This window comes from Pseudomonas xanthosomatis (assembly GCF_019139835.1).
GTDB lineage: Bacteria > Pseudomonadota > Gammaproteobacteria > Pseudomonadales > Pseudomonadaceae > Aquipseudomonas > Aquipseudomonas fakonensis.
Map to the genome: position 1 here is coordinate 1,314,375 of NZ_CP077075.1, position 17,953 is coordinate 1,332,327.

Genomic DNA, 17,953 nt, shown 5'->3' on the forward strand with positions numbered 1-17,953 from the left:
ATGCAACTTAATGTAAATGACGCTCAGGCGATCGAAGTTTCCGAACTGACTTTCGGTGGCGAATTCAACGAGACGCTGGTTCACCAAGCAGTCGTGGCCTACATGGCTGGCGGCCGTCAGGGCACCAAGCAGCAGAAGACCCGTTCTGACGTGGCCGGTGGCGGTAAGCGCCCATGGCGTCAGAAAGGTACTGGCCGTGCTCGTGCCGGTACTACCCGTGGTCCGATCTGGCGTGGCGGTGGTGTAACCTTCGCAGCTCGTCCTCAGGATCACTCGCAAAAGCTCAACAAGAAGATGTACCGCGCTGCCCTGCGCTCCATCCTCGCCGAGCTGGTGCGTAGCGACCGTCTGGTCGTGGTTCAGGACTTCGCTGTTGAAGCCCCGAAAACCAAAGACCTGCTGAACAAGCTGAACGGCATGGGTCTGAGCGATGTTCTCATCGTTTCGGATGCAGTTGATCAGAACCTGTACCTGGCTGCTCGTAACCTGCCGCACGTCGATGTACGTGACGTTCAAGGTTCCGACCCGGTCAGTCTGATCGCATACGAGAAGGTGTTGATCACCGTCTCGGCCGTGAAGAAATTCGAGGAGCTGCTGGGATGAACCAGGAACGCGTATTCAAAGTCCTCCTTGGCCCGCACGTTTCCGAGAAGGCTACCGTTCTGGCTGAGAAAAAAGGCCAGTTCGTATTCAAGGTTGCTACCGATGCAACCAAGCTGGAAATCAAGAAAGCTGTCGAAGGCCTGTTCAACGTAAAAGTTGAAAACGTGTCGACTGTTAACGTTCTGGGTAAAACCAAGCGTACCGCACGTGGTCTGGGCAAGCGTAATGACTGGAAGAAGGCGATCGTCTCCCTTCAGCCAGGCCAAGATCTCGATTTCAGCAGCAGTGCTGAGTAAGGAAGGGGTGCATCATGGCAATCGTTAAATGCAAACCGACTTCCCCTGGCCGCCGTTTTGTGGTCAAGGTGGTCAACAAGGAGCTGCACAAAGGCGCTCCTCACGCACCGCTGCTCGAGAAAAAATCGAAGTCTGGTGGTCGTAACAACAATGGCCGCATCACCACTCGTCACGTTGGTGGTGGTCATAAGCAGCATTACCGTCTGGTTGACTTCCGTCGCAACGACAAAGATGGCATCCCTGCCACTGTCGAGCGTATCGAATACGACCCGAACCGTACTGCTCACATCGCCCTGCTGTGCTACGCAGACGGTGAGCGTCGCTACATCATCGCCCCTAAAGGCGTGAGTGCTGGCGACCAGCTGATCGCAGGTGCTCTGGCCCCAATCAAGGCCGGTAACTCCCTGCAACTGCGCAACATCCCAGTAGGTAGCACCGTTCACGGCATCGAACTGAAGCCGGGTAAAGGTGCTCAGATCGCTCGTTCCGCTGGCGCTTCCGCTCAGCTGATCGCGCGTGAAGGCGTCTACGTGACTCTGCGTCTTCGCTCTGGCGAAATGCGTAAAGTACTGGCTGAGTGCCGTGCGACCCTGGGCGAAGTCTCGAACTCCGAGCACAGCCTGCGTTCGCTGGGTAAAGCAGGTGCCAAACGCTGGCGCGGCGTTCGCCCAACCGTTCGTGGTGTTGCCATGAACCCGGTTGACCACCCGCATGGTGGTGGTGAAGGTCGTACCTCCGGTGGTCGTCATCCGGTATCGCCATGGGGCTTCCCAACCAAGGGTGCTAAAACCCGTGGTAATAAGCGTACCGACAACATGATCGTCCGTCGTCGCAAGTAACTAGAGGGATACGACAGTGCCACGTTCTCTGAAAAAAGGTCCTTTTATCGATCTTCACCTGTTGAAGAAGGTCGAAGTGGCGGTGGAGAAGAACGATCGCAAGCCAGTTAAAACCTGGTCGCGCCGTTCGATGATCCTGCCACAAATGGTCGGTCTGACCATCGCGGTACACAACGGTCGCCAACACGTCCCAGTTCTCGTGAACGAAGACATGGTCGGCCACAAACTGGGCGAGTTCGCCGGTACCCGCACCTACCGCGGGCACGTGGCTGACAAGAAAGCCAAGCGTTAAGGGGTAAGGAAATGGAAGTAGCCGCTAAGTTGTCGGGCGCTCGCATCTCCGCCCAGAAAGCCCGCTTGGTCGCCGACCAGATCCGCGGGAAGAAGGTGGGCGAAGCGCTCAACCTGTTGGCCTTCAGCAGCAAAAAAGCCGCTGAAATCATGAAGAAAGTCCTCGAGTCGGCCGTTGCCAACGCCGAACACAACGAAGGCGCTGACGTTGATGACCTGAAGGTCTCCACCGTCTTCGTCAACGAAGGGCGTTCGCTGAAGCGCATCATGCCACGTGCCAAAGGCCGTGCTGATCGCATCGTCAAGCGGTCTTGCCATATCACTGTCAAGGTTGCGGACAAGTAACGGAGTCGATCAGATGGGTCAGAAAGTACATCCCACTGGCATTCGCCTGGGAATCGTCAAGGAGCACACCTCCGTCTGGTATGCAGACGGCGCTACTTACGCAGATTACCTGTTGAAGGATCTGAAAACGCGTGAGTATCTCCAAGACAAACTAAAAAGCGCGTCCGTAAGCCGTATCGATATTCATCGTCCGGCTCAAACTGCACGCATCACCATCCACACCGCTCGTCCCGGTATCGTTATCGGCAAGAAAGGTGAAGATGTTGAGAAACTGCGTCAGGACCTGACCAAGCAGATGGGTGTGCCTGTGCACATCAACATCGAAGAGATCCGCAAGCCGGAACTCGACGCCATGCTGGTTGCTCAGAGCGTTGCCCAGCAGCTGGAGCGCCGCGTTATGTTCCGTCGCGCCATGAAGCGCGCCGTGCAGAACGCCATGCGTATTGGTGCCAAGGGCATCAAGATCCAGGTGAGCGGTCGTCTCGGCGGTGCCGAGATCGCACGTACCGAGTGGTATCGCGAAGGTCGTGTGCCTCTGCACACCCTGCGTGCCGATATCGACTACAACACCTACGAAGCTCACACCACCTACGGTGTGATCGGTGTGAAGGTTTGGATCTTCAAAGGCGAAGTAATTGGTGGTCGCCAAGAAGAGCTGAAGCCTCAAGCACCAGCGCCTCGTAAAAAAGCTGCTAAGTAAGGGGTACGCCAAATGTTGCAACCAAAGCGTACAAAATTCCGCAAGCAGATGACCGGCCACAACCGTGGTCTGGCACTGCGCGGTAGCAAGGTCAGCTTCGGCGAGTTCGCTCTGAAAGCTGTCGCTCGCGGTCGTCTCACCGCCCGCCAGATCGAGTCGGCACGTCGTGCCCTGACCCGTCACGTAAAACGTGGCGGCAAGATCTGGATCCGTGTCTTCCCGGACAAGCCGGTTACCAAGAAGCCTCTCGAGGTTCGTATGGGTAAAGGTAAAGGTTCCGTGGAATACTGGGTTGCCCAGATCCAGCCAGGCAAAGTCCTGTACGAGATCGAGGGTGTTTCTGAAGAGCTGGCGCGCGAAGCTTTCGCCCTGGCTGCTGCAAAGCTGCCTCTCGCCACCTCCTTTGTTAAGCGGACGGTGATGTGATGAAAGCGAATGAACTTCGTGAAAAATCGGCACAGCAACTGAATGAGCAACTGCTCGGCTTGCTGCGCGACCAGTTCAATCTGCGCATGCAGAAAGCAACTGGCCAGTTGGGGCAGTCGCACCTGCTCTCGCAAGTTAAGCGTGACATCGCTCGCGTGAAAACTGTGCTCAACCAGCAGGCAGGTAAGTGATCATGGCTGAAGCTGAAAAAACCGTCCGTACGCTGACTGGCCGTGTCGTCAGCGACAAAATGGACAAGACCATCACCGTTCTGATCGAGCGTCGCGTCAAGCACCCGATCTACGGTAAATACGTTAAGCGTTCGACTAAGCTGCACGCGCACGACGAATCCAACCAGTGCAAGATCGGCGACAAGGTTTCCATCCGTGAAACCCGTCCGCTGGCCAAGACCAAGTCCTGGGCACTGGTTGAAGTCCTCGAACGCGCTGTTGAAGTCTAAGGGCTAAGGGTCGGAGAAATTTTATGATTCAGACTCAATCCATGCTCGATGTGGCCGATAACAGCGGCGCTCGTCGCGTCATGTGCATCAAGGTGCTCGGCGGTTCCCACCGCCGTTACGCCGGTATCGGTGACATCATCAAAGTAACCGTCAAGGAAGCAATTCCGCGCGGTAAGGTCAAAAAAGGCCAGGTGATGACCGCTGTTGTCGTCCGTACCCGTCACGGTGTACGTCGCGCTGACGGTTCCATCATTCGTTTCGACGGCAACGCTGCTGTTCTGCTGAACACCAAGCAAGAGCCGATCGGTACTCGCATCTTCGGGCCAGTGACCCGTGAACTTCGTACTGAGAAGTTCATGAAGATCGTCTCGCTCGCCCCTGAAGTGCTCTAAGGAGATCCGACATGCAAAAGATTCGTCGTGACGACGAGATCATCGTGATCGCCGGCAAAGACAAGGGTAAGCGCGGTAAGGTGCTGAAGGTTCTGGCTGATGACCGTCTGGTCATCGGTGGTGTGAACCTGGTCAAGCGTCATACCAAGCCTAACCCGATGGCGGGCGTTCAGGGCGGTATCGTCGAGAAAGAAGCGCCTCTGCACGCTTCCAACGTTGCCATCTTCAACGGCGAAACCAACAAGGCTGACCGCGTTGGTTTCAAAGTAGAAGACGGTAAAAAAATTCGTGTCTTCAAGTCGACCCAAAAAGCGGTTGATGCTTGAACACTGCTAGGTAGAAGACCATGGCACGACTGAAAGAGATTTACCGGAACGAAATCGCTCCTAAGCTTAAGGAAGAACTTAAGCTGTCGAACGTGATGGAAGTTCCGCGCGTTACCAAGATCACCCTGAACATGGGTCTGGGCGAAGCGATCGGCGACAAGAAAGTCATCGAGCACGCTGTTGCCGACCTGGAAAAGATCACCGGTCAAAAGCCGGTCGTGACTTTCGCTCGCAAGTCCATCGCAGGCTTCAAAGTCCGCGAAGGCTGGCCGATCGGTGTCAAGGTGACCCTGCGTCGCGAAAAAATGTACGAGTTCCTGGACCGCCTGCTGGCGATCTCCCTGCCACGGGTTCGCGACTTCCGCGGCCTGAATGCCAAGTCCTTCGATGGTCGTGGCAACTACAGCATGGGCGTGAAAGAGCAGATCATCTTCCCGGAAATCGACTACGACAAGATCGATGCTCTGCGCGGTTTGGACATCACCCTGACCACCACTGCTCGTTCGGACGACGAAGGCCGCGCTCTGCTGCGTGCTTTCAAGTTCCCGTTCCGCAACTGATTGGAGTAGGAAAATGGCCAAGAAGAGCATGAAAAACCGCGAGCTGAAGCGTCAGCTCACGGTAGCCAAGTTCGCCAAAAAGCGTGCTGAGCTGAAAGCGACCATCGTCAACCTGAACGCCTCTCCTGAAGAGCGTTTCGCTGCCGTTGTCGCCCTGCAGAAGCAACCACGTGACGCCAGCGCCTCGCGCCTGCGCAACCGTTGCCGCCTGACCGGTCGTCCTCACGGTGTATACCGTAAGTTCGGCCTGGGCCGTAACAAGCTGCGCGAAGCTGCCATGCGCGGTGACGTGCCAGGTCTGGTCAAGGCTAGCTGGTAATACAGCTGGCGTGACCGCCGGCGGCGGGGGAGCAATCTTCCGACCGCCGGTGACCTCGCAAAGAAACAAGCCCCTATATGGGGCTTGTTTCGTTTCTGCCTTGTGTCTAGAATGACCGGCTCACCTGAGCCCGGGTTTTTTGCCCTGCCTGCCCAGGTGGTTGTGATAGCCGCAAGGCTAATAATTCTTGTATCAGGAGCATCTAGCCCATGAGTATGCAGGACCCGTTAGCGGACATGCTAACTCGCATCCGTAATGCCCAGATGGCTGAAAAGCATGTCGTAAGCATGCCTTCTTCCACCCTGAAGGTCGCGGTTGCCAAAGTACTGAAAGACGAAGGTTACATCGCCAGCTACGAAGTGACCGGTGAAGCCAAGCCTTCCCTGTCGATCGAGCTGAAGTACTTCGAAGGCCGTCCGGTCATCGAAGAGCTGAAGCGTTCGAGCCGTCCTGGCCTGCGCCAGTACAAGGCCGTGACCGAGCTGCCAAAAGTACGTGGCGGCCTGGGCGTGTCTATTGTCTCCACCAACAAAGGTGTGATGACTGACCGCGCTGCGCGCGCTGCCGGTGTCGGCGGCGAAGTTCTGTGCACAGTGTTCTAAGGGGAGATAGGCATGTCTCGCGTCGCTAAGAACCCCGTTAAGCTGCCAGCAGGCGTCGAAGTCAAATTCGCCGGCCAGCAGCTTTCGGTGAAGGGTGCCAAGGGCACTCTCGAACTGAACGTTCACTCGTCTGTTGAAGTTACCGAAGAGTCTGGTGAGCTGCGTTTCGTTGCTCGCAACGGTGACCAGCAAGCTCGCGCCATGGCCGGTACCACCCGCGCCCTGGTGAACAACATGGTCCACGGCGTAAGCCAAGGCTTCGAGCGCAAGCTCCAGCTGGTCGGTGTTGGTTACAAGGCTCAGGCTAAGGGCACCATCCTGAACCTGGCTCTGGGCTTCTCGCACCCAGTGGATTACGAACTTCCAGCCGGCATCACCGCTGAAACCCCAAGCCAGACCGACATCCTGATCAAGGGTATCGACAAGCAGCTGGTGGGTCAGGTGGCCGCTGAAGTCCGCGGTTTCCGTCCGCCAGAGCCTTACAAGGGCAAGGGTGTGCGTTACGCGGATGAAGTAGTCCGTCGTAAAGAAGCCAAGAAGAAGTAGGGCCTAGCAAATGACCGACAAAAAAGTTACTCGACTGCGTCGCGCTCGCAAAGCACGCCTGAAAATGCACGAGCTCGAAGCCGTGCGTCTGTGCGTGTTCCGCTCCTCGCAGCACATCTACGCCCAGGTCATTTCGGCCGACGGCAGCAAGGTTCTGGCAAGCGCCTCGACCTTGGACAAAGACCTGCGTGATGGCGCCACCGGCAACATCGACGCGGCCACTAAGGTTGGCAAGCTGGTAGCTGAGCGCGCGAAAGCCGCCGGTGTATCTCAAGTTGCCTTTGACCGTTCCGGCTTCAAGTACCACGGCCGCGTCAAGGCGCTGGCTGATGCTGCTCGTGAAGGCGGGCTGGAGTTCTAAGTTATGGCAAATAACGATCAAAAGCGCGACGAAGGCTACATCGAGAAGCTGGTTCAAGTTAACCGCGTAGCTAAAACCGTAAAAGGCGGCCGTATCTTCACCTTCACCGCACTGACCGTGGTCGGTGATGGCAAGGGTCGTGTTGGCTTTGGCCGTGGCAAATCGCGCGAAGTACCAGCCGCGATCCAGAAAGCCATGGAAGCTGCTCGTCGCAACATGATTCAGGTTGACCTGAAAGGCACCACCCTGCAGTACGCCACCAAGGCCGCCCACGGCGCCTCGAAGGTTTACATGCAGCCTGCCTCGGAAGGTACCGGTATCATCGCCGGCGGCGCAATGCGTGCCGTCCTGGAAGTTGCAGGTGTTCAGAACGTCCTGGCCAAGTGCTACGGTTCGACCAACCCGGTGAACGTGGTTCACGCCACCTTCAAGGGTCTGAAAGCCATGCAATCCCCTGAGTCCATTGCTGCCAAGCGCGGCAAGACTGTTGAGGAGATCTTCTGATCATGGCAACTGTAAAAGTAACGCTGATCAAGAGCGTCTCGGGCCGTATCCCTAACCACAAACTGTGCGTGAAGGGTCTGGGTCTGCGTCGCATCGGTCACACTGTAGAAGTCCAGGATACTCCCGAGAACCGCGGGATGATCAACAAGGCTTACTACATGCTGAAGGTCGAGGGTTAATCGATGAAACTCAATGATCTGAGTCCAGCGCCGGGTTCCCGTCGCGAGAAGCACCGTCCGGGCCGTGGTATCGGTAGCGGTCTGGGTAAGACCGGTGGCCGCGGCCACAAAGGTCAGACCTCCCGTTCCGGTGGCTCCATCGCTCCAGGCTTCGAAGGCGGTCAACAGCCGCTGCACCGTCGCCTGCCGAAGTTCGGCTTCGTTTCCCTGAAAGCCATGGACCGCGCTGAAGTGCGTCTGTCCGAGCTGGCCAAGGTGGAAGGCGATCTGATCACCGTTCAGTCCCTCAAGGACGCCAACGTGATCGGCCAGCACGTACAGCGCGTGAAAATCATGCTGTCGGGCGAAGTCACTCGCGCAGTCACCCTCAAGGGTATCGCCGTCACCAAGGGTGCACGTGCGGCTATCGAAGCAGCTGGCGGCAAGTTCGAGGAATAAATGGCTAAGCAAGGTGCTCTCTCTTCGCTCGGTAAGGGCGGGATGTCGGAACTCTGGGCTCGTCTGCGCTTTCTGTTCATGGCGATCATCGTCTATCGGATTGGCGCGCACATCCCGGTACCAGGCATTAACCCGGACCGTCTCGCGGATCTGTTCCGGCAGAATGAGGGGACCATTCTTAGCTTGTTCAACATGTTTTCCGGTGGTGCGCTGGAGCGCATGAGCATTTTTGCACTGGGGATCATGCCGTACATCTCGGCATCGATCATCATGCAGCTCATGACCGCTGTCAGCCCACAGCTGGAGCAGTTGAAGAAGGAAGGTGAAGCTGGCCGTCGCAAGATCAGCCAGTACACCCGCTACGGCACCGTTATCCTGGCGCTTGTCCAAGCCATTGGCATGTCCATTGGCCTGGCCAACCAGGGCGTGGCGTTTTCTGTAGGCCTCGGCTTCCATGTCGTCGCCGTCTCCACCTTCGTGGCAGGCGCGATGTTCATGATGTGGCTGGGCGAGCAGATCACCGAGCGCGGTGTGGGCAACGGTATCTCGATGTTGATCTTCGCAGGTATCGTTGCCGGTCTTCCGAGAGCAATCGGGCAGTCTTTCGAGTCTGCACGCACAGGCGATATCAACATTTTCGCCCTGGTCGCAATCGGTTTGCTGGCAGTAGCGATTATCGGTTTCGTGGTGTTCATTGAGCGTGGTCAGCGTCGTATCGCCGTTCACTATGCCAAGCGTCAGCAGGGCCGCAAGGTCTTCGCTGCGCAGACCAGCCACTTGCCGCTGAAAGTGAACATGGCGGGCGTAATCCCGGCCATTTTCGCGAGCAGCATCTTGCTGTTCCCGGCTTCGCTGGGTGCCTGGTTCGGTCAGTCCGAAGGTATGGGCTGGCTGCAGGACATCTCGCAGTCGATCGCTCCTGGTCAGCCGTTGAACATTCTGCTGTTTAGTGCAGGGATCATCTTCTTCTGCTTCTTCTACACAGCGTTGATGTTCAACCCGAAAGACGTAGCGGAAAACCTGAAGAAGTCCGGTGCCTTTATTCCGGGTATCCGTCCTGGTGAGCAGTCGGCACGCTACATTGATGGCGTCCTGACCCGTTTGACCATGTTCGGTGCTCTATACATGATGGCCGTGTGCCTCCTGCCCCAGTTCCTGGTGGTGGCTGCAAACGTGCCGTTCTACCTTGGCGGGACCTCGTTGCTGATTGTGGTAGTGGTTGTGATGGACTTCATGTCCCAAGTACAATCGCACCTCGTTTCGCACCAGTACGAATCCCTGATGAAGAAAGCCAACCTGAAAGGCTACGGCGGCAGCGGTCTGCTGCGCTGATCTAGCCCCTTAAGGTTCGAGGAGTCGGTAATGAAAGTTCGTGCATCGGTGAAAAAGCTGTGCCGCAACTGCAAGATCATTCGTCGCGAAGGTATCGTTCGCGTGATCTGCAGCGCGGAACCGCGTCACAAGCAGCGCCAAGGCTGAGTGTGATCCGCGCTTCAAACCCAGCAGCTAGTGTGCTGCTGGGTTGATTATTCGTTTCTACAGCGATATTATCTCGCGCCCTATTTCTTGGCTTCCGGGGCGTAGGTAGCTGTCAATTGGAGTCCCACTGAATGGCCCGTATTGCAGGCGTCAACATTCCAGATAACAAGCATACTGTTATCTCGCTGACCTACATCTATGGTGTCGGTCGCACTACTGCGCAGAAAATCTGTGCAGACGCTGGTGTAAACCCAGCCGCAAAGATCAAGGATCTGAGCGACGAGCAAATCGAAACCCTGCGTGGCGAAGTCGCGAAGTTCACCACCGAAGGTGACCTGCGTCGCGAAATCAACATGAAGATCAAACGCTTGATGGACCTGGGTTGCTACCGCGGCCTGCGTCATCGTAAAGGTCTGCCGGTTCGCGGTCAGCGCACCAAGACCAACGCACGCACCCGTAAGGGCCCGCGTAAGCCGATCCGCAAGTAATCGCCCAGGAATATAGACATGGCAAAACCTGCTGCTCGTCCTCGTAAAAAAGTCAAAAAGACAGTGGTTGATGGCATCGCCCACATCCACGCTTCTTTTAACAACACCATCGTGACCATCACCGACCGTCAGGGCAATGCATTGTCCTGGGCTACTTCCGGTGGTTCGGGTTTCCGTGGTTCGCGCAAATCCACCCCGTTCGCAGCACAGATCGCTGCTGAGCGTGCTGGTCAAGCTGCGCTGGAATACGGTCTGAAAAACCTCGACGTTAACGTCAAGGGTCCAGGTCCAGGTCGTGAGTCCGCCGTTCGTGCACTGAACAGCTGCGGCTACAAGATCGCCAGCATCACCGACGTGACGCCAATCCCGCATAACGGGTGCCGTCCGCCGAAGAAGCGTCGCGTGTAATCAGGAGACAGATAAATGGCACGTTACATTGGTCCAAAATGCAAACTGTCTCGCCGTGAAGGCACTGACCTGTTCCTGAAGAGCGGCGTTCGCGCTCTGGAATCGAAGTGCAACATCGAAGCAGCCCCAGGTATCCACGGCCAGCGCCGTGGCCGTCAGTCCGACTACGGTACCCAGCTGCGCGAGAAACAAAAAGTCCGTCGTATCTACGGTGTACTGGAGCGTCAATTCCGCGGTTACTACCAAGCGGCTGCCTCGAAGAAAGGCGCCACCGGTGAGAACCTGCTGCAGATGCTCGAGAGCCGTCTGGACAACGTCGTTTACCGTATGGGCTTCGGTTCGACCCGTTCCGAGTCCCGTCAGCTGGTTTCGCACAAAGCGATCAGCGTTAACGGCAAGACTGTAAACATTCCATCCTACCAAGTTCGTCCGGGTGACGTGGTCGCCGTTCGCGAGAAATCGTCGAACCAGCTGCGCATTGTTCAAGCCCTTGAACTGTGCGCCCAGCGTGGCCGCGTTGAGTGGGTAGACGTGGATGCTGCTAAAAAGTCGGGCGTTTTCAAGAACGTTCCTGCTCGCAGCGACCTGTCCGCCGACATCAACGAAAACCTGATTGTCGAGCTCTACTCCAAGTAAGGGCTAGAAAATAGGTGCATCCATGCAGATTTCGGTAAATGAGTTTCTGACACCCCGCCACATCGATGTGCAGGTTGTCAGTCCAACCCGCGCCAAGATCACGCTCGAGCCTCTCGAGCGTGGTTTCGGCCATACCCTGGGCAACGCGCTGCGCCGCATCCTGTTGTCCTCCATGCCTGGCTGTGCAGTAGTCGAGGCCGAAATCGATGGCGTACTCCATGAGTACTCCGCGATCGAAGGTGTACAGGAAGACGTCATTGAAATCCTGTTGAACCTGAAAGGCCTGGCTATCAAACTGCACGGTCGTGACGAAGTTACGCTGACCTTGTCGAAAAAGGGTTCGGGGGTGGTTACCGCTGCCGATATTCAGCTGGATCACGATGTCGAGATCGTCAACCCCGATCACGTAATCGCGAACCTGGCGTCCAACGGCGCCCTGAACATGAAGCTCACCGTAGCTCGTGGTCGTGGTTACGAGCCGGCCGACTCCCGTCAGACCGACGAAGATGAAAGCCGCAGCATTGGCCGTCTCCAGCTGGACGCTTCGTTCAGCCCGGTGCGTCGTATCGCCTACGTGGTCGAGAACGCCCGTGTTGAACAGCGTACCAACCTGGACAAGCTGGTCATCGATCTGGAAACCAACGGCACCCTGGACCCTGAAGAGGCTATCCGCCGCGCTGCGACCATCCTGCAACAGCAGCTGGCCGCGTTCGTCGACCTCAAAGGTGACAGCGAGCCGGTTGTGGTCGAGCAGGAAGACGAGATCGATCCGATCCTGCTGCGCCCGGTTGACGACCTGGAACTGACCGTACGTTCGGCCAACTGCCTCAAGGCGGAGAACATCTACTACATCGGCGACCTGATTCAGCGTACCGAAGTAGAACTGTTGAAAACTCCTAACCTGGGCAAGAAGTCCCTGACTGAAATCAAGGACGTCCTGGCCTCCCGTGGTCTGTCCCTGGGCATGCGCCTCGACAACTGGCCGCCTGCAAGCCTTAAGAAAGACGACAAGGCGACTGCCTGATCGTCGTAATCACCGAACGAATTGTTTGGTAAGGAATGAATCATGCGTCATCGTAAAAGTGGACGTCACCTGAGCCGTACCAGCTCTCACCGCAAAGCTATGTTCCAGAACATGGCTGTGTCGCTGATCGAGCACGAGCTGATCAAAACCACCCTGCCGAAAGCCAAGGAACTGCGCCGCGTTGCCGAGCCGCTGATCACCCTGGCCAAGGAAGACAGCGTAGCCAACCGTCGTCTGGCCTTCGACCGTACCCGTTCGAAGTCCGCTGTTGGCAAACTGTTCAACGATCTGGGCAAGCGCTACGCCACCCGTCAGGGCGGCTACCTGCGCATCCTGAAGTGCGGTTTCCGCGCTGGCGACAACGCGCCTATGGCGTACGTCGAGCTGGTTGATCGTCCAGTCGGTGGTGCTGTAGAAGCTGCCGAGTAAGACGTTCTGTCTGCTACAAAGAACCGGGCCTAGTGCCCGGTTTTTTGTGCCTGTGTGAATTGTAAATATCTATCGTGACTAATAAATCAATGAATTAGCTCTTGTAACAGCGCTCGCCGATACTTCTCTGCATGCCGTTTAGCCGGCCATTAGAGACCGATAAGGAGAGCCCAATGAGCAAGATTCTGACCACCGCCAGCGGTGCACCTGTAGCCGACAACCAGAACTCCCGTTCCGCCGGCCCCCGTGGCCCGTTGTTGCTCGATGACTTTCACCTGATCGAAAAACTCGCCCACTTCAACCGCGAGAACATCCCCGAGCGCCGCGTGCACGCTAAAGGCTCGGGCGCCTACGGCACCTTCACCGTCACCCGCGACATCAGCAAATTCACCAATGCCAGGCTGTTCGACAGCATTGGCAAACAGACCGAAACCTTCCTGCGCTTCTCCACCGTCGGCGGCGAACGCGGTTCGGCAGACACCGAACGTGACCCGCGCGGCTTTGCGGTCAAGTTCTACACCGAGGAAGGCAACTGGGACATCGTCGGCAACAACACCCCGGTGTTCTTCATCCGCGACCCGCTGAAATTCCCCGACTTCATCCACACCCAGAAGCGCCACCCGCAGACCAACCTGAAGAACGCCCAGATGATGTGGGACTTCTGGTCCCATTCGCCCGAAGCGCTGCACCAGGTAACCATCCTGTTCTCCGACCGCGGCATCCCGGACGGCTACCGCCACATGCACGGTTTCGGCAGCCACACCTACAGCCTGATCAGCGCTGAAGGTGAGCGCACCTGGGTCAAGTGGCATTTCAAGACCCAGCAAGGCATAAAGAACCTGGCCCCTGCCGAGGCCGCGCGCCTGGCCGGCAGCGACCCGGACTACGCTCAGCGTGACCTGTTCGAGGCCATCGAGCGTGGTGAGTACCCGCGCTGGACCGTGTGCATCCAGGTAATGAGCGAAAGCGAAGCCGCCAATCGCCAGGAGAACCCCTTCGATGTGACCAAGACCTGGTCGCAGAAGGACTACCCGCTGATCGAAGTGGGCGTGCTGGAGCTCAACCGCAACCCGCTCAACTACTTTGCCGAAGTCGAGCAAGCCACCTTTGGCCCTAGCAACATGGTGCCGGGTGTCGGCTTGTCGCCGGACCGCATGCTGCAAGGCCGGGTATTCGCCTACGCCGATGCCCACCGCTACCGCGTCGGCACCAACCACCAGCACCTGCCGGTGAACGCGCCGCGTAGCCCGGTGCACAGCTACCAGCGTGACGGTTCGATGGCCACCGGCAGCTACGGCAGCGCACCGAACTACGAGCCTAACAGCTACAGCGATGCGCCCAAGCAGTCGCCGCGCCACGCCGAGCCCGCACTGGCCCTGAGCGGCGCAGCCGACCGCTTCGACCACCGCGAGGACAACGACTACTACAGCCACGCAGGTGCCTTGTTCCGTCTGATGAACGACGAACAGAAAGCGCTGTTGATCGGCAACATCGCCGGCACCCTGGTTGGGGTCAGCGAGGACGTGGTGCAACGCCAACTGCAGCACTTCTTCAAGGCCGACCCGGCCTACGGCGAAGGCATCGCCAAGGCATTGGGCGTCAATCTTGCCTAAGTCGAAGTGATAACAAGAACCGCCCTCGTTTGGGCGGTTTTTCAATGAATATCACTACTGTTTAGCCGATTATTTGCTAGTAATTGCGCATTTTTCCGTGACCGCCAGCAAAAGCTGGTTCAAACTATCAGGCATTGAAGCATTCACAGGGAGAAGCAGGGCAATGCAAGGTCACCCGGACGTAATCAACTACCTCGTCACGTTGCTGAAGGGCGAACTGGCAGCACGCGATCAGTACTTCATCCACTCGCGCATGTACGAAGACTGGGGCCTGTCCAAGCTCTATGAACGTATCAACCACGAGATGGAAGAAGAGACTCAGCACGCTGACGCCCTGATGCGCCGCATCCTGATGCTCGAAGGCACCCCCGACATGCGTGCCGACGATCTCGAAGTGGGCAGCACCGTACCCGAAATGATCGAAGCCGACCTCAAGCTCGAGTACAAGGTGCGCGGTGCGCTGTGCAAGGGTATCGAGCTGTGCGAGCTGCACAAGGACTACATCAGCCGCGACATCCTGCGTGCGCAGCTGGCCGACACCGAAGAAGATCACACCTACTGGCTGGAAAAGCAGCAGGGCCTGATCAAGGCCATCGGCCTGGAAAACTACCTGCAGTCGCAGATGTAACCGCCATCGCCGGAAAATCGGCTCCTGTAGGAGCCGGCTTGCCGGCGATGAGGCCATCAAAGGCGCACAAAAAAGCCCCTGGCATCCTTTGATGCCAGGGGCTTTTCACATTACATCAGGCCCGGTCCCGCTCCAGCAGCGGTTTCAGATAATGCCCGGTGTACGACTGCTTCTTCTTGGCCAGTTCCTCCGGCGTGCCGCAGGCAATGATCTGCCCACCCTTGGAACCGCCCTCCGGCCCCAGGTCCACCAGCCAGTCGGCGGTCTTGATCACGTCCAGGTTGTGTTCGATCACCACCACGGTGTTGCCGTGGTCGCGCAGGCGGTGCAGCACGTCCAGCAACTGCTGGATATCGGCAAAGTGCAGGCCGGTGGTCGGCTCGTCGAGGATGTACAAGGTTTTTCCGGTATCGCGCTTGGACAGCTCGCGCGACAGCTTCACCCGCTGCGCCTCGCCACCGGACAGCGTAGTCGCCGACTGCCCCAGCTTGATGTACGACAGCCCCACGTCCATCAGCGTCTGCAGCTTGCGCGCCAGCGCCGGCACCGCGTCGAAGAACGCGCGGGCATCCTCGATGGTCATTTCCAGCACCTCGTGGATGTTCTTGCCCTTGTACTTGATCTCCAGGGTTTCACGGTTGTAGCGCTTGCTCTTGCACACGTCACACGGCACGTAGATGTCCGGCAGGAAGTGCATCTCCACCTTGATCAGGCCGTCGCCCTGGCACGCCTCGCAGCGCCCGCCCTTGACGTTGAACGAGAACCGCCCCGGGCCGTAACCGCGCGAACGCGACTCCGGCACGCCGGCGAACAGCTCGCGGATCGGCGTGAAGATGCCGGTGTAGGTAGCCGGGTTCGAACGCGGGGTACGGCCAATCGGGCTCTGGTCGATATCCACCACCTTGTCCAGGTGCTGCAGGCCGTCGATGCTGCTGTGCGGCGCCGGCTCCAGGCTGCTTGCGCCATTCAGTGCGGTGGCCGCCAGCGGGAACAGGGTGTTGTTGATCAGCGTCGACTTGCCCGAACCGGACACACCGGTCACGCAGGTCAGCAGGCCGATCGGCACTTCCAGGTCGACGTTCTGCAGGTTGTTGCCGCGGGCACCCTTGAGCTTGAGCGAAAGCTTTTTATCGCGCGGAGTGCGCTTGGCCGGCACGACGATCTTCTTGCGCCCCGACAGGTATTTGCCGGTCAGCGAATCGGGGTGGGCCATCACTTCGTCAGGGGTACCCTCAGCGACGATCTGCCCGCCGTGCACACCGGCGCCCGGGCCGATATCCACCACGTAGTCGGCCAGGCGAATGGCGTCCTCGTCATGCTCCACCACGATCACCGTGTTACCCAGGTCACGCAGGTGGTTGAGGGTCGCCAGCAGGCGGTCGTTGTCCCGTTGATGAAGGCCGATGGACGGTTCATCGAGGATGTACATCACCCCCACCAGGCCGGCGCCGATCTGGCTGGCCAGGCGAATGCGCTGGGCCTCGCCACCGGACAGGGTTTCGGCGCTGCGGTCCAGGGTCAGGTAGTCCAGGCCCACATTGACCAGAAACTGCAGGCGCTCGCAGATTTCCTTGAGGATCTTCGCCGCGATCTCGCCGCGCCGCCCGGCCAGGGTCAGCTCGCCGAAATAGTTGCTGGCCTCGCCGATCGGCAGGTTGGTGACTGCCGGCAGGGTTTTCTCGCCCACCCACACGTGGCGCGCCTCACGGCGCAGGCGCGTGCCGCGGCAGTCGGGGCAGGGCTGGGTGCCGAGGAACTTGGCCAGCTCTTCACGCACCGTGGCCGACTCGGTCTCGCGGTAGCGGCGCTCCAGGTTCGGCACGATGCCCTCGAACGGGTGCGAGCGCTTGACGATATCGCCACGGTCGTTGAGGTACCTGAAGTCGACGCTCTGCTTGCCGCTGCCGTGCAGGATCACCTTCTGGTGCTCGGCAGGCAGCTCGCCGAACGGCTCCTCCAGGCTGAAGCCATAGTGCGCCGCCAGCGAACCGAGCATCTGGAAGTAATACACGTTGCGCCGGTCCCAGCCGCGTATCGCCCCCTCGGCCAGAGTCAGCTCGCCGTTGACCAGGCGCTTGGTGTCGAAGAACTGCTTCACCCCCAGGCCATCGCAGGTCGGGCAGGCGCCGGCCGGGTTGTTGAAGGAGAACAGCTTGGGCTCCAGCTCGCTGATGGCATGGCCGCAGATCGGGCAGGCGAAGCGCGCCGAGAAGATCATCTCCTCGCCTTCTTCATCATCCATCGGTGCTACCAGGGCGATGCCGTCGGCCAATTTGAGCGCGGTCTCGAACGACTCGGCCAGGCGCTGCTGCAGGTCGGCGCGCACCTTGAAGCGGTCGACCACCACCTCGATGCTGTGCTTTTTCTGTTTATCCAGCTTGGGCAGCTCGTCCATCTCGTAGAGCTTGCCGTTCACCCGGGCCCGCACGAAGCCCTGGGCGCGCAGCTCGTCGAACAGCGCCAGGTGCTCGCCCTTGCGCTCGCGGATCACCGGGGCCAGCAGCATCAGCTTGCTGCCCTCGGGCTTTTCCAACACCAGGTCGACCATCTGGCTGACGGTTTGTGCCTCCAGCGGGATGTCGTGGTCCGGGCAACGCGGGGTGCCGACCCGGGCGTACAGCAGGCGCAGGTAGTCGTAGATCTCGGTGATGGTGCCCACGGTCGAGCGTGGGTTGTGCGAGGTCGACTTCTGCTCGATGGAAATCGCCGGCGACAGGCCTTCGATGGTGTCGACGTCGGGTTTTTCCATCATCGACAGAAACTGCCGGGCGTAGGCCGACAGCGACTCGACGTAGCGGCGCTGGCCCTCGGCGTACAGCGTGTCGAACGCCAGCGACGACTTGCCGGAACCGGACAGGCCGGTGATCACGATCAGCTTGTCCCGGGGCAGGGTCAGGTCGATGTTCTTCAGGTTGTGGGTACGCGCCCCACGAATCAGGATCTTGTCCACTGCGGCCTCGCTCGGCGGGCATAAACGAAGAAGTATACGGCGCGTAGCCAGTACGCGGCAAAGCGGCGCAGATGCCGATATGGGCTCGGACTGATAGAATCGCCGCCGGTT

Annotated in this window: 29 protein-coding genes; 28 read left to right on the forward strand and 1 reads right to left on the reverse strand. The window is 58.6% G+C overall.

Features of this window, described 5'->3' with window-relative positions; genetic code table 11:
* The 28 genes from rplD to bfr all read left to right on the forward strand — a co-directional run bounded on the left by rplD (position 1) and on the right by bfr (position 14,892).
* Positions 1-603, forward strand: coding sequence for a 50S ribosomal protein L4 (rplD, locus tag KSS93_RS05735; RefSeq protein WP_003255485.1), 603 nt, complete (start codon positions 1-3; stop codon positions 601-603).
* A complete protein-coding gene (rplW, locus tag KSS93_RS05740) occupies positions 600-899 on the forward strand; it encodes a 50S ribosomal protein L23 (RefSeq protein WP_003255484.1) in 300 nt (99 codons plus the stop codon). The genes rplD and rplW overlap by 4 nt, the downstream gene beginning before the upstream one ends.
* Positions 900-913: 14 nt before the next feature.
* Positions 914-1,738: a 50S ribosomal protein L2 gene (rplB, locus tag KSS93_RS05745; protein ID WP_217841536.1), complete on the forward strand. Its 825-nt coding sequence runs from the start codon at positions 914-916 to the stop codon at positions 1,736-1,738.
* A 16-nt stretch (positions 1,739-1,754) separates the two neighbouring features.
* The gene (gene rpsS / locus KSS93_RS05750) at positions 1,755-2,030 is read left to right on the forward strand and encodes a 30S ribosomal protein S19 (protein ID WP_003255482.1); all 276 of its coding nucleotides are present in this window, start codon (positions 1,755-1,757) and stop codon (positions 2,028-2,030) included.
* A gap of 11 nt (positions 2,031-2,041) precedes the next feature.
* The gene (rplV, locus tag KSS93_RS05755) at positions 2,042-2,374 is read left to right on the forward strand and encodes a 50S ribosomal protein L22 (RefSeq protein ID WP_003103908.1); all 333 of its coding nucleotides are present in this window, start codon (positions 2,042-2,044) and stop codon (positions 2,372-2,374) included.
* A 13-nt stretch (positions 2,375-2,387) separates the two neighbouring features.
* Positions 2,388-3,074, forward strand: coding sequence for a 30S ribosomal protein S3 (rpsC, locus tag KSS93_RS05760; RefSeq protein ID WP_003255481.1), 687 nt, complete (start codon positions 2,388-2,390; stop codon positions 3,072-3,074).
* A gap of 12 nt (positions 3,075-3,086) precedes the next feature.
* Complete coding sequence (gene rplP, locus KSS93_RS05765) at positions 3,087-3,500, forward strand: 50S ribosomal protein L16 (RefSeq protein ID WP_009397508.1); 414 nt, start codon at positions 3,087-3,089, stop codon at positions 3,498-3,500.
* Positions 3,500-3,691, forward strand: a complete 192-nt coding sequence (gene rpmC, locus KSS93_RS05770) for a 50S ribosomal protein L29 (protein WP_002555481.1) — start codon at positions 3,500-3,502, stop codon at positions 3,689-3,691. The genes rplP and rpmC overlap by 1 nt, the downstream gene beginning before the upstream one ends.
* Positions 3,692-3,693: 2 nt before the next feature.
* A complete protein-coding gene (gene rpsQ / locus KSS93_RS05775) occupies positions 3,694-3,960 on the forward strand; it encodes a 30S ribosomal protein S17 (protein ID WP_008089812.1) in 267 nt (88 codons plus the stop codon).
* 23 nt (positions 3,961-3,983) lie between these two features.
* Entirely contained in the window at positions 3,984-4,352 is a 369-nt protein-coding gene (gene rplN / locus KSS93_RS05780) for a 50S ribosomal protein L14 (protein ID WP_008089810.1), read from the forward strand.
* 11 nt (positions 4,353-4,363) lie between these two features.
* Positions 4,364-4,678, forward strand: coding sequence for a 50S ribosomal protein L24 (rplX, locus tag KSS93_RS05785; RefSeq protein ID WP_003255476.1), 315 nt, complete (start codon positions 4,364-4,366; stop codon positions 4,676-4,678).
* Between the two features lie 20 nt (positions 4,679-4,698).
* A complete protein-coding gene (gene rplE / locus KSS93_RS05790) occupies positions 4,699-5,238 on the forward strand; it encodes a 50S ribosomal protein L5 (RefSeq protein WP_012316517.1) in 540 nt (179 codons plus the stop codon).
* 13 nt (positions 5,239-5,251) lie between these two features.
* Positions 5,252-5,557 carry a 30S ribosomal protein S14 gene (gene rpsN / locus KSS93_RS05795; protein WP_011531890.1) on the forward strand — a complete coding sequence of 102 codons (306 nt, stop codon included), beginning with the start codon at positions 5,252-5,254 and terminating at the stop codon, positions 5,555-5,557.
* Positions 5,558-5,766: 209 nt separating this feature from the next.
* The gene (rpsH, locus tag KSS93_RS05800; RefSeq protein ID WP_217841537.1) at positions 5,767-6,159 is read left to right on the forward strand and encodes a 30S ribosomal protein S8; all 393 of its coding nucleotides are present in this window, start codon (positions 5,767-5,769) and stop codon (positions 6,157-6,159) included.
* Positions 6,160-6,171: 12 nt separating this feature from the next.
* Complete coding sequence (gene rplF / locus KSS93_RS05805) at positions 6,172-6,705, forward strand: 50S ribosomal protein L6 (RefSeq protein ID WP_217841538.1); 534 nt, start codon at positions 6,172-6,174, stop codon at positions 6,703-6,705.
* Positions 6,706-6,715: 10 nt separating this feature from the next.
* Positions 6,716-7,066, forward strand: coding sequence for a 50S ribosomal protein L18 (rplR, locus tag KSS93_RS05810; RefSeq protein WP_029614571.1), 351 nt, complete (start codon positions 6,716-6,718; stop codon positions 7,064-7,066).
* Between the two features lie 3 nt (positions 7,067-7,069).
* Entirely contained in the window at positions 7,070-7,570 is a 501-nt protein-coding gene (gene rpsE / locus KSS93_RS05815; RefSeq protein WP_011531894.1) for a 30S ribosomal protein S5, read from the forward strand.
* 2 nt (positions 7,571-7,572) lie between these two features.
* Positions 7,573-7,749, forward strand: a complete 177-nt coding sequence (gene rpmD, locus KSS93_RS05820; RefSeq protein ID WP_011531895.1) for a 50S ribosomal protein L30 — start codon at positions 7,573-7,575, stop codon at positions 7,747-7,749.
* Between the two features lie 3 nt (positions 7,750-7,752).
* Positions 7,753-8,187: a 50S ribosomal protein L15 gene (gene rplO, locus KSS93_RS05825; RefSeq protein ID WP_011531896.1), complete on the forward strand. Its 435-nt coding sequence runs from the start codon at positions 7,753-7,755 to the stop codon at positions 8,185-8,187.
* Positions 8,188-9,519: a preprotein translocase subunit SecY gene (gene secY / locus KSS93_RS05830; protein ID WP_003257108.1), complete on the forward strand. Its 1,332-nt coding sequence runs from the start codon at positions 8,188-8,190 to the stop codon at positions 9,517-9,519. It abuts the gene before it with no gap.
* Positions 9,520-9,549: 30 nt separating this feature from the next.
* Positions 9,550-9,666: a 50S ribosomal protein L36 gene (gene rpmJ, locus KSS93_RS05835; RefSeq protein ID WP_011531897.1), complete on the forward strand. Its 117-nt coding sequence runs from the start codon at positions 9,550-9,552 to the stop codon at positions 9,664-9,666.
* A gap of 131 nt (positions 9,667-9,797) precedes the next feature.
* Complete coding sequence (gene rpsM, locus KSS93_RS05840) at positions 9,798-10,154, forward strand: 30S ribosomal protein S13 (RefSeq protein WP_217841539.1); 357 nt, start codon at positions 9,798-9,800, stop codon at positions 10,152-10,154.
* Between the two features lie 18 nt (positions 10,155-10,172).
* Positions 10,173-10,562 carry a 30S ribosomal protein S11 gene (gene rpsK, locus KSS93_RS05845; protein ID WP_003255454.1) on the forward strand — a complete coding sequence of 130 codons (390 nt, stop codon included), beginning with the start codon at positions 10,173-10,175 and terminating at the stop codon, positions 10,560-10,562.
* 15 nt (positions 10,563-10,577) lie between these two features.
* The gene (rpsD, locus tag KSS93_RS05850) at positions 10,578-11,198 is read left to right on the forward strand and encodes a 30S ribosomal protein S4 (protein WP_217841540.1); all 621 of its coding nucleotides are present in this window, start codon (positions 10,578-10,580) and stop codon (positions 11,196-11,198) included.
* Between the two features lie 22 nt (positions 11,199-11,220).
* A complete protein-coding gene (locus tag KSS93_RS05855; RefSeq protein WP_003255452.1) occupies positions 11,221-12,222 on the forward strand; it encodes a DNA-directed RNA polymerase subunit alpha in 1,002 nt (333 codons plus the stop codon).
* A gap of 42 nt (positions 12,223-12,264) precedes the next feature.
* Entirely contained in the window at positions 12,265-12,651 is a 387-nt protein-coding gene (rplQ, locus tag KSS93_RS05860; protein ID WP_003255451.1) for a 50S ribosomal protein L17, read from the forward strand.
* Between the two features lie 173 nt (positions 12,652-12,824).
* Positions 12,825-14,264 (forward strand): catalase, encoded by a 1,440-nt coding sequence (locus tag KSS93_RS05865; protein WP_217887505.1) that lies wholly within the window; start codon positions 12,825-12,827, stop codon positions 14,262-14,264.
* A gap of 163 nt (positions 14,265-14,427) precedes the next feature.
* Positions 14,428-14,892: a bacterioferritin gene (gene bfr, locus KSS93_RS05870; protein WP_003257116.1), complete on the forward strand. Its 465-nt coding sequence runs from the start codon at positions 14,428-14,430 to the stop codon at positions 14,890-14,892.
* A 115-nt stretch (positions 14,893-15,007) separates the two neighbouring features.
* On the opposite strand, the gene uvrA is transcribed toward bfr, so the two are convergent.
* Positions 15,008-17,842 (reverse strand): excinuclease ABC subunit UvrA, encoded by a 2,835-nt coding sequence (gene uvrA, locus KSS93_RS05875; protein WP_217887506.1) that lies wholly within the window; start codon positions 17,840-17,842, stop codon positions 15,008-15,010.
* Between the last annotated feature and the right edge of the window lie 111 nt (positions 17,843-17,953).

Excerpts from the sequence above, each read along its gene's own strand:
- KSS93_RS05855 (WP_003255452.1), top strand. The coding sequence starts at position 11,221 with ATGCAGATTTCGGTAAATGAGTTTCTGACACCCCGCCACATCGATGTG.
- secY (WP_003257108.1), top strand. The coding sequence starts at position 8,188 with ATGGCTAAGCAAGGTGCTCTCTCTTCGCTCGGTAAGGGCGGGATGTCG.
- rpsC (WP_003255481.1), top strand. The coding sequence starts at position 2,388 with ATGGGTCAGAAAGTACATCCCACTGGCATTCGCCTGGGAATCGTCAAG.
- rpmD (WP_011531895.1), top strand. The coding sequence starts at position 7,573 with ATGGCAACTGTAAAAGTAACGCTGATCAAGAGCGTCTCGGGCCGTATC.
- rpsQ (WP_008089812.1), top strand. The coding sequence starts at position 3,694 with ATGGCTGAAGCTGAAAAAACCGTCCGTACGCTGACTGGCCGTGTCGTC.
- bfr (WP_003257116.1), top strand. The coding sequence starts at position 14,428 with ATGCAAGGTCACCCGGACGTAATCAACTACCTCGTCACGTTGCTGAAG.
- rplV (WP_003103908.1), top strand. The coding sequence starts at position 2,042 with ATGGAAGTAGCCGCTAAGTTGTCGGGCGCTCGCATCTCCGCCCAGAAA.
- rplX (WP_003255476.1), top strand. The coding sequence starts at position 4,364 with ATGCAAAAGATTCGTCGTGACGACGAGATCATCGTGATCGCCGGCAAA.
- rplE (WP_012316517.1), top strand. The coding sequence starts at position 4,699 with ATGGCACGACTGAAAGAGATTTACCGGAACGAAATCGCTCCTAAGCTT.
- rpsH (WP_217841537.1), top strand. The coding sequence starts at position 5,767 with ATGAGTATGCAGGACCCGTTAGCGGACATGCTAACTCGCATCCGTAAT.
- rplP (WP_009397508.1), top strand. The coding sequence starts at position 3,087 with ATGTTGCAACCAAAGCGTACAAAATTCCGCAAGCAGATGACCGGCCAC.
- rpsE (WP_011531894.1), top strand. The coding sequence starts at position 7,070 with ATGGCAAATAACGATCAAAAGCGCGACGAAGGCTACATCGAGAAGCTG.
- rplD (WP_003255485.1), top strand. The coding sequence starts at position 1 with ATGCAACTTAATGTAAATGACGCTCAGGCGATCGAAGTTTCCGAACTG.
- rpsK (WP_003255454.1), top strand. The coding sequence starts at position 10,173 with ATGGCAAAACCTGCTGCTCGTCCTCGTAAAAAAGTCAAAAAGACAGTG.
- rpsM (WP_217841539.1), top strand. The coding sequence starts at position 9,798 with ATGGCCCGTATTGCAGGCGTCAACATTCCAGATAACAAGCATACTGTT.
- rpmJ (WP_011531897.1), top strand. The coding sequence starts at position 9,550 with ATGAAAGTTCGTGCATCGGTGAAAAAGCTGTGCCGCAACTGCAAGATC.
- rpsN (WP_011531890.1), top strand. The coding sequence starts at position 5,252 with ATGGCCAAGAAGAGCATGAAAAACCGCGAGCTGAAGCGTCAGCTCACG.
- rplB (WP_217841536.1), top strand. The coding sequence starts at position 914 with ATGGCAATCGTTAAATGCAAACCGACTTCCCCTGGCCGCCGTTTTGTG.
- rplR (WP_029614571.1), top strand. The coding sequence starts at position 6,716 with ATGACCGACAAAAAAGTTACTCGACTGCGTCGCGCTCGCAAAGCACGC.
- rplF (WP_217841538.1), top strand. The coding sequence starts at position 6,172 with ATGTCTCGCGTCGCTAAGAACCCCGTTAAGCTGCCAGCAGGCGTCGAA.
- rplW (WP_003255484.1), top strand. The coding sequence starts at position 600 with ATGAACCAGGAACGCGTATTCAAAGTCCTCCTTGGCCCGCACGTTTCC.
- rplN (WP_008089810.1), top strand. The coding sequence starts at position 3,984 with ATGATTCAGACTCAATCCATGCTCGATGTGGCCGATAACAGCGGCGCT.
- KSS93_RS05865 (WP_217887505.1), top strand. The coding sequence starts at position 12,825 with ATGAGCAAGATTCTGACCACCGCCAGCGGTGCACCTGTAGCCGACAAC.
- rplO (WP_011531896.1), top strand. The coding sequence starts at position 7,753 with ATGAAACTCAATGATCTGAGTCCAGCGCCGGGTTCCCGTCGCGAGAAG.
- rplQ (WP_003255451.1), top strand. The coding sequence starts at position 12,265 with ATGCGTCATCGTAAAAGTGGACGTCACCTGAGCCGTACCAGCTCTCAC.
- rpsD (WP_217841540.1), top strand. The coding sequence starts at position 10,578 with ATGGCACGTTACATTGGTCCAAAATGCAAACTGTCTCGCCGTGAAGGC.
- rpmC (WP_002555481.1), top strand. The coding sequence starts at position 3,500 with ATGAAAGCGAATGAACTTCGTGAAAAATCGGCACAGCAACTGAATGAG.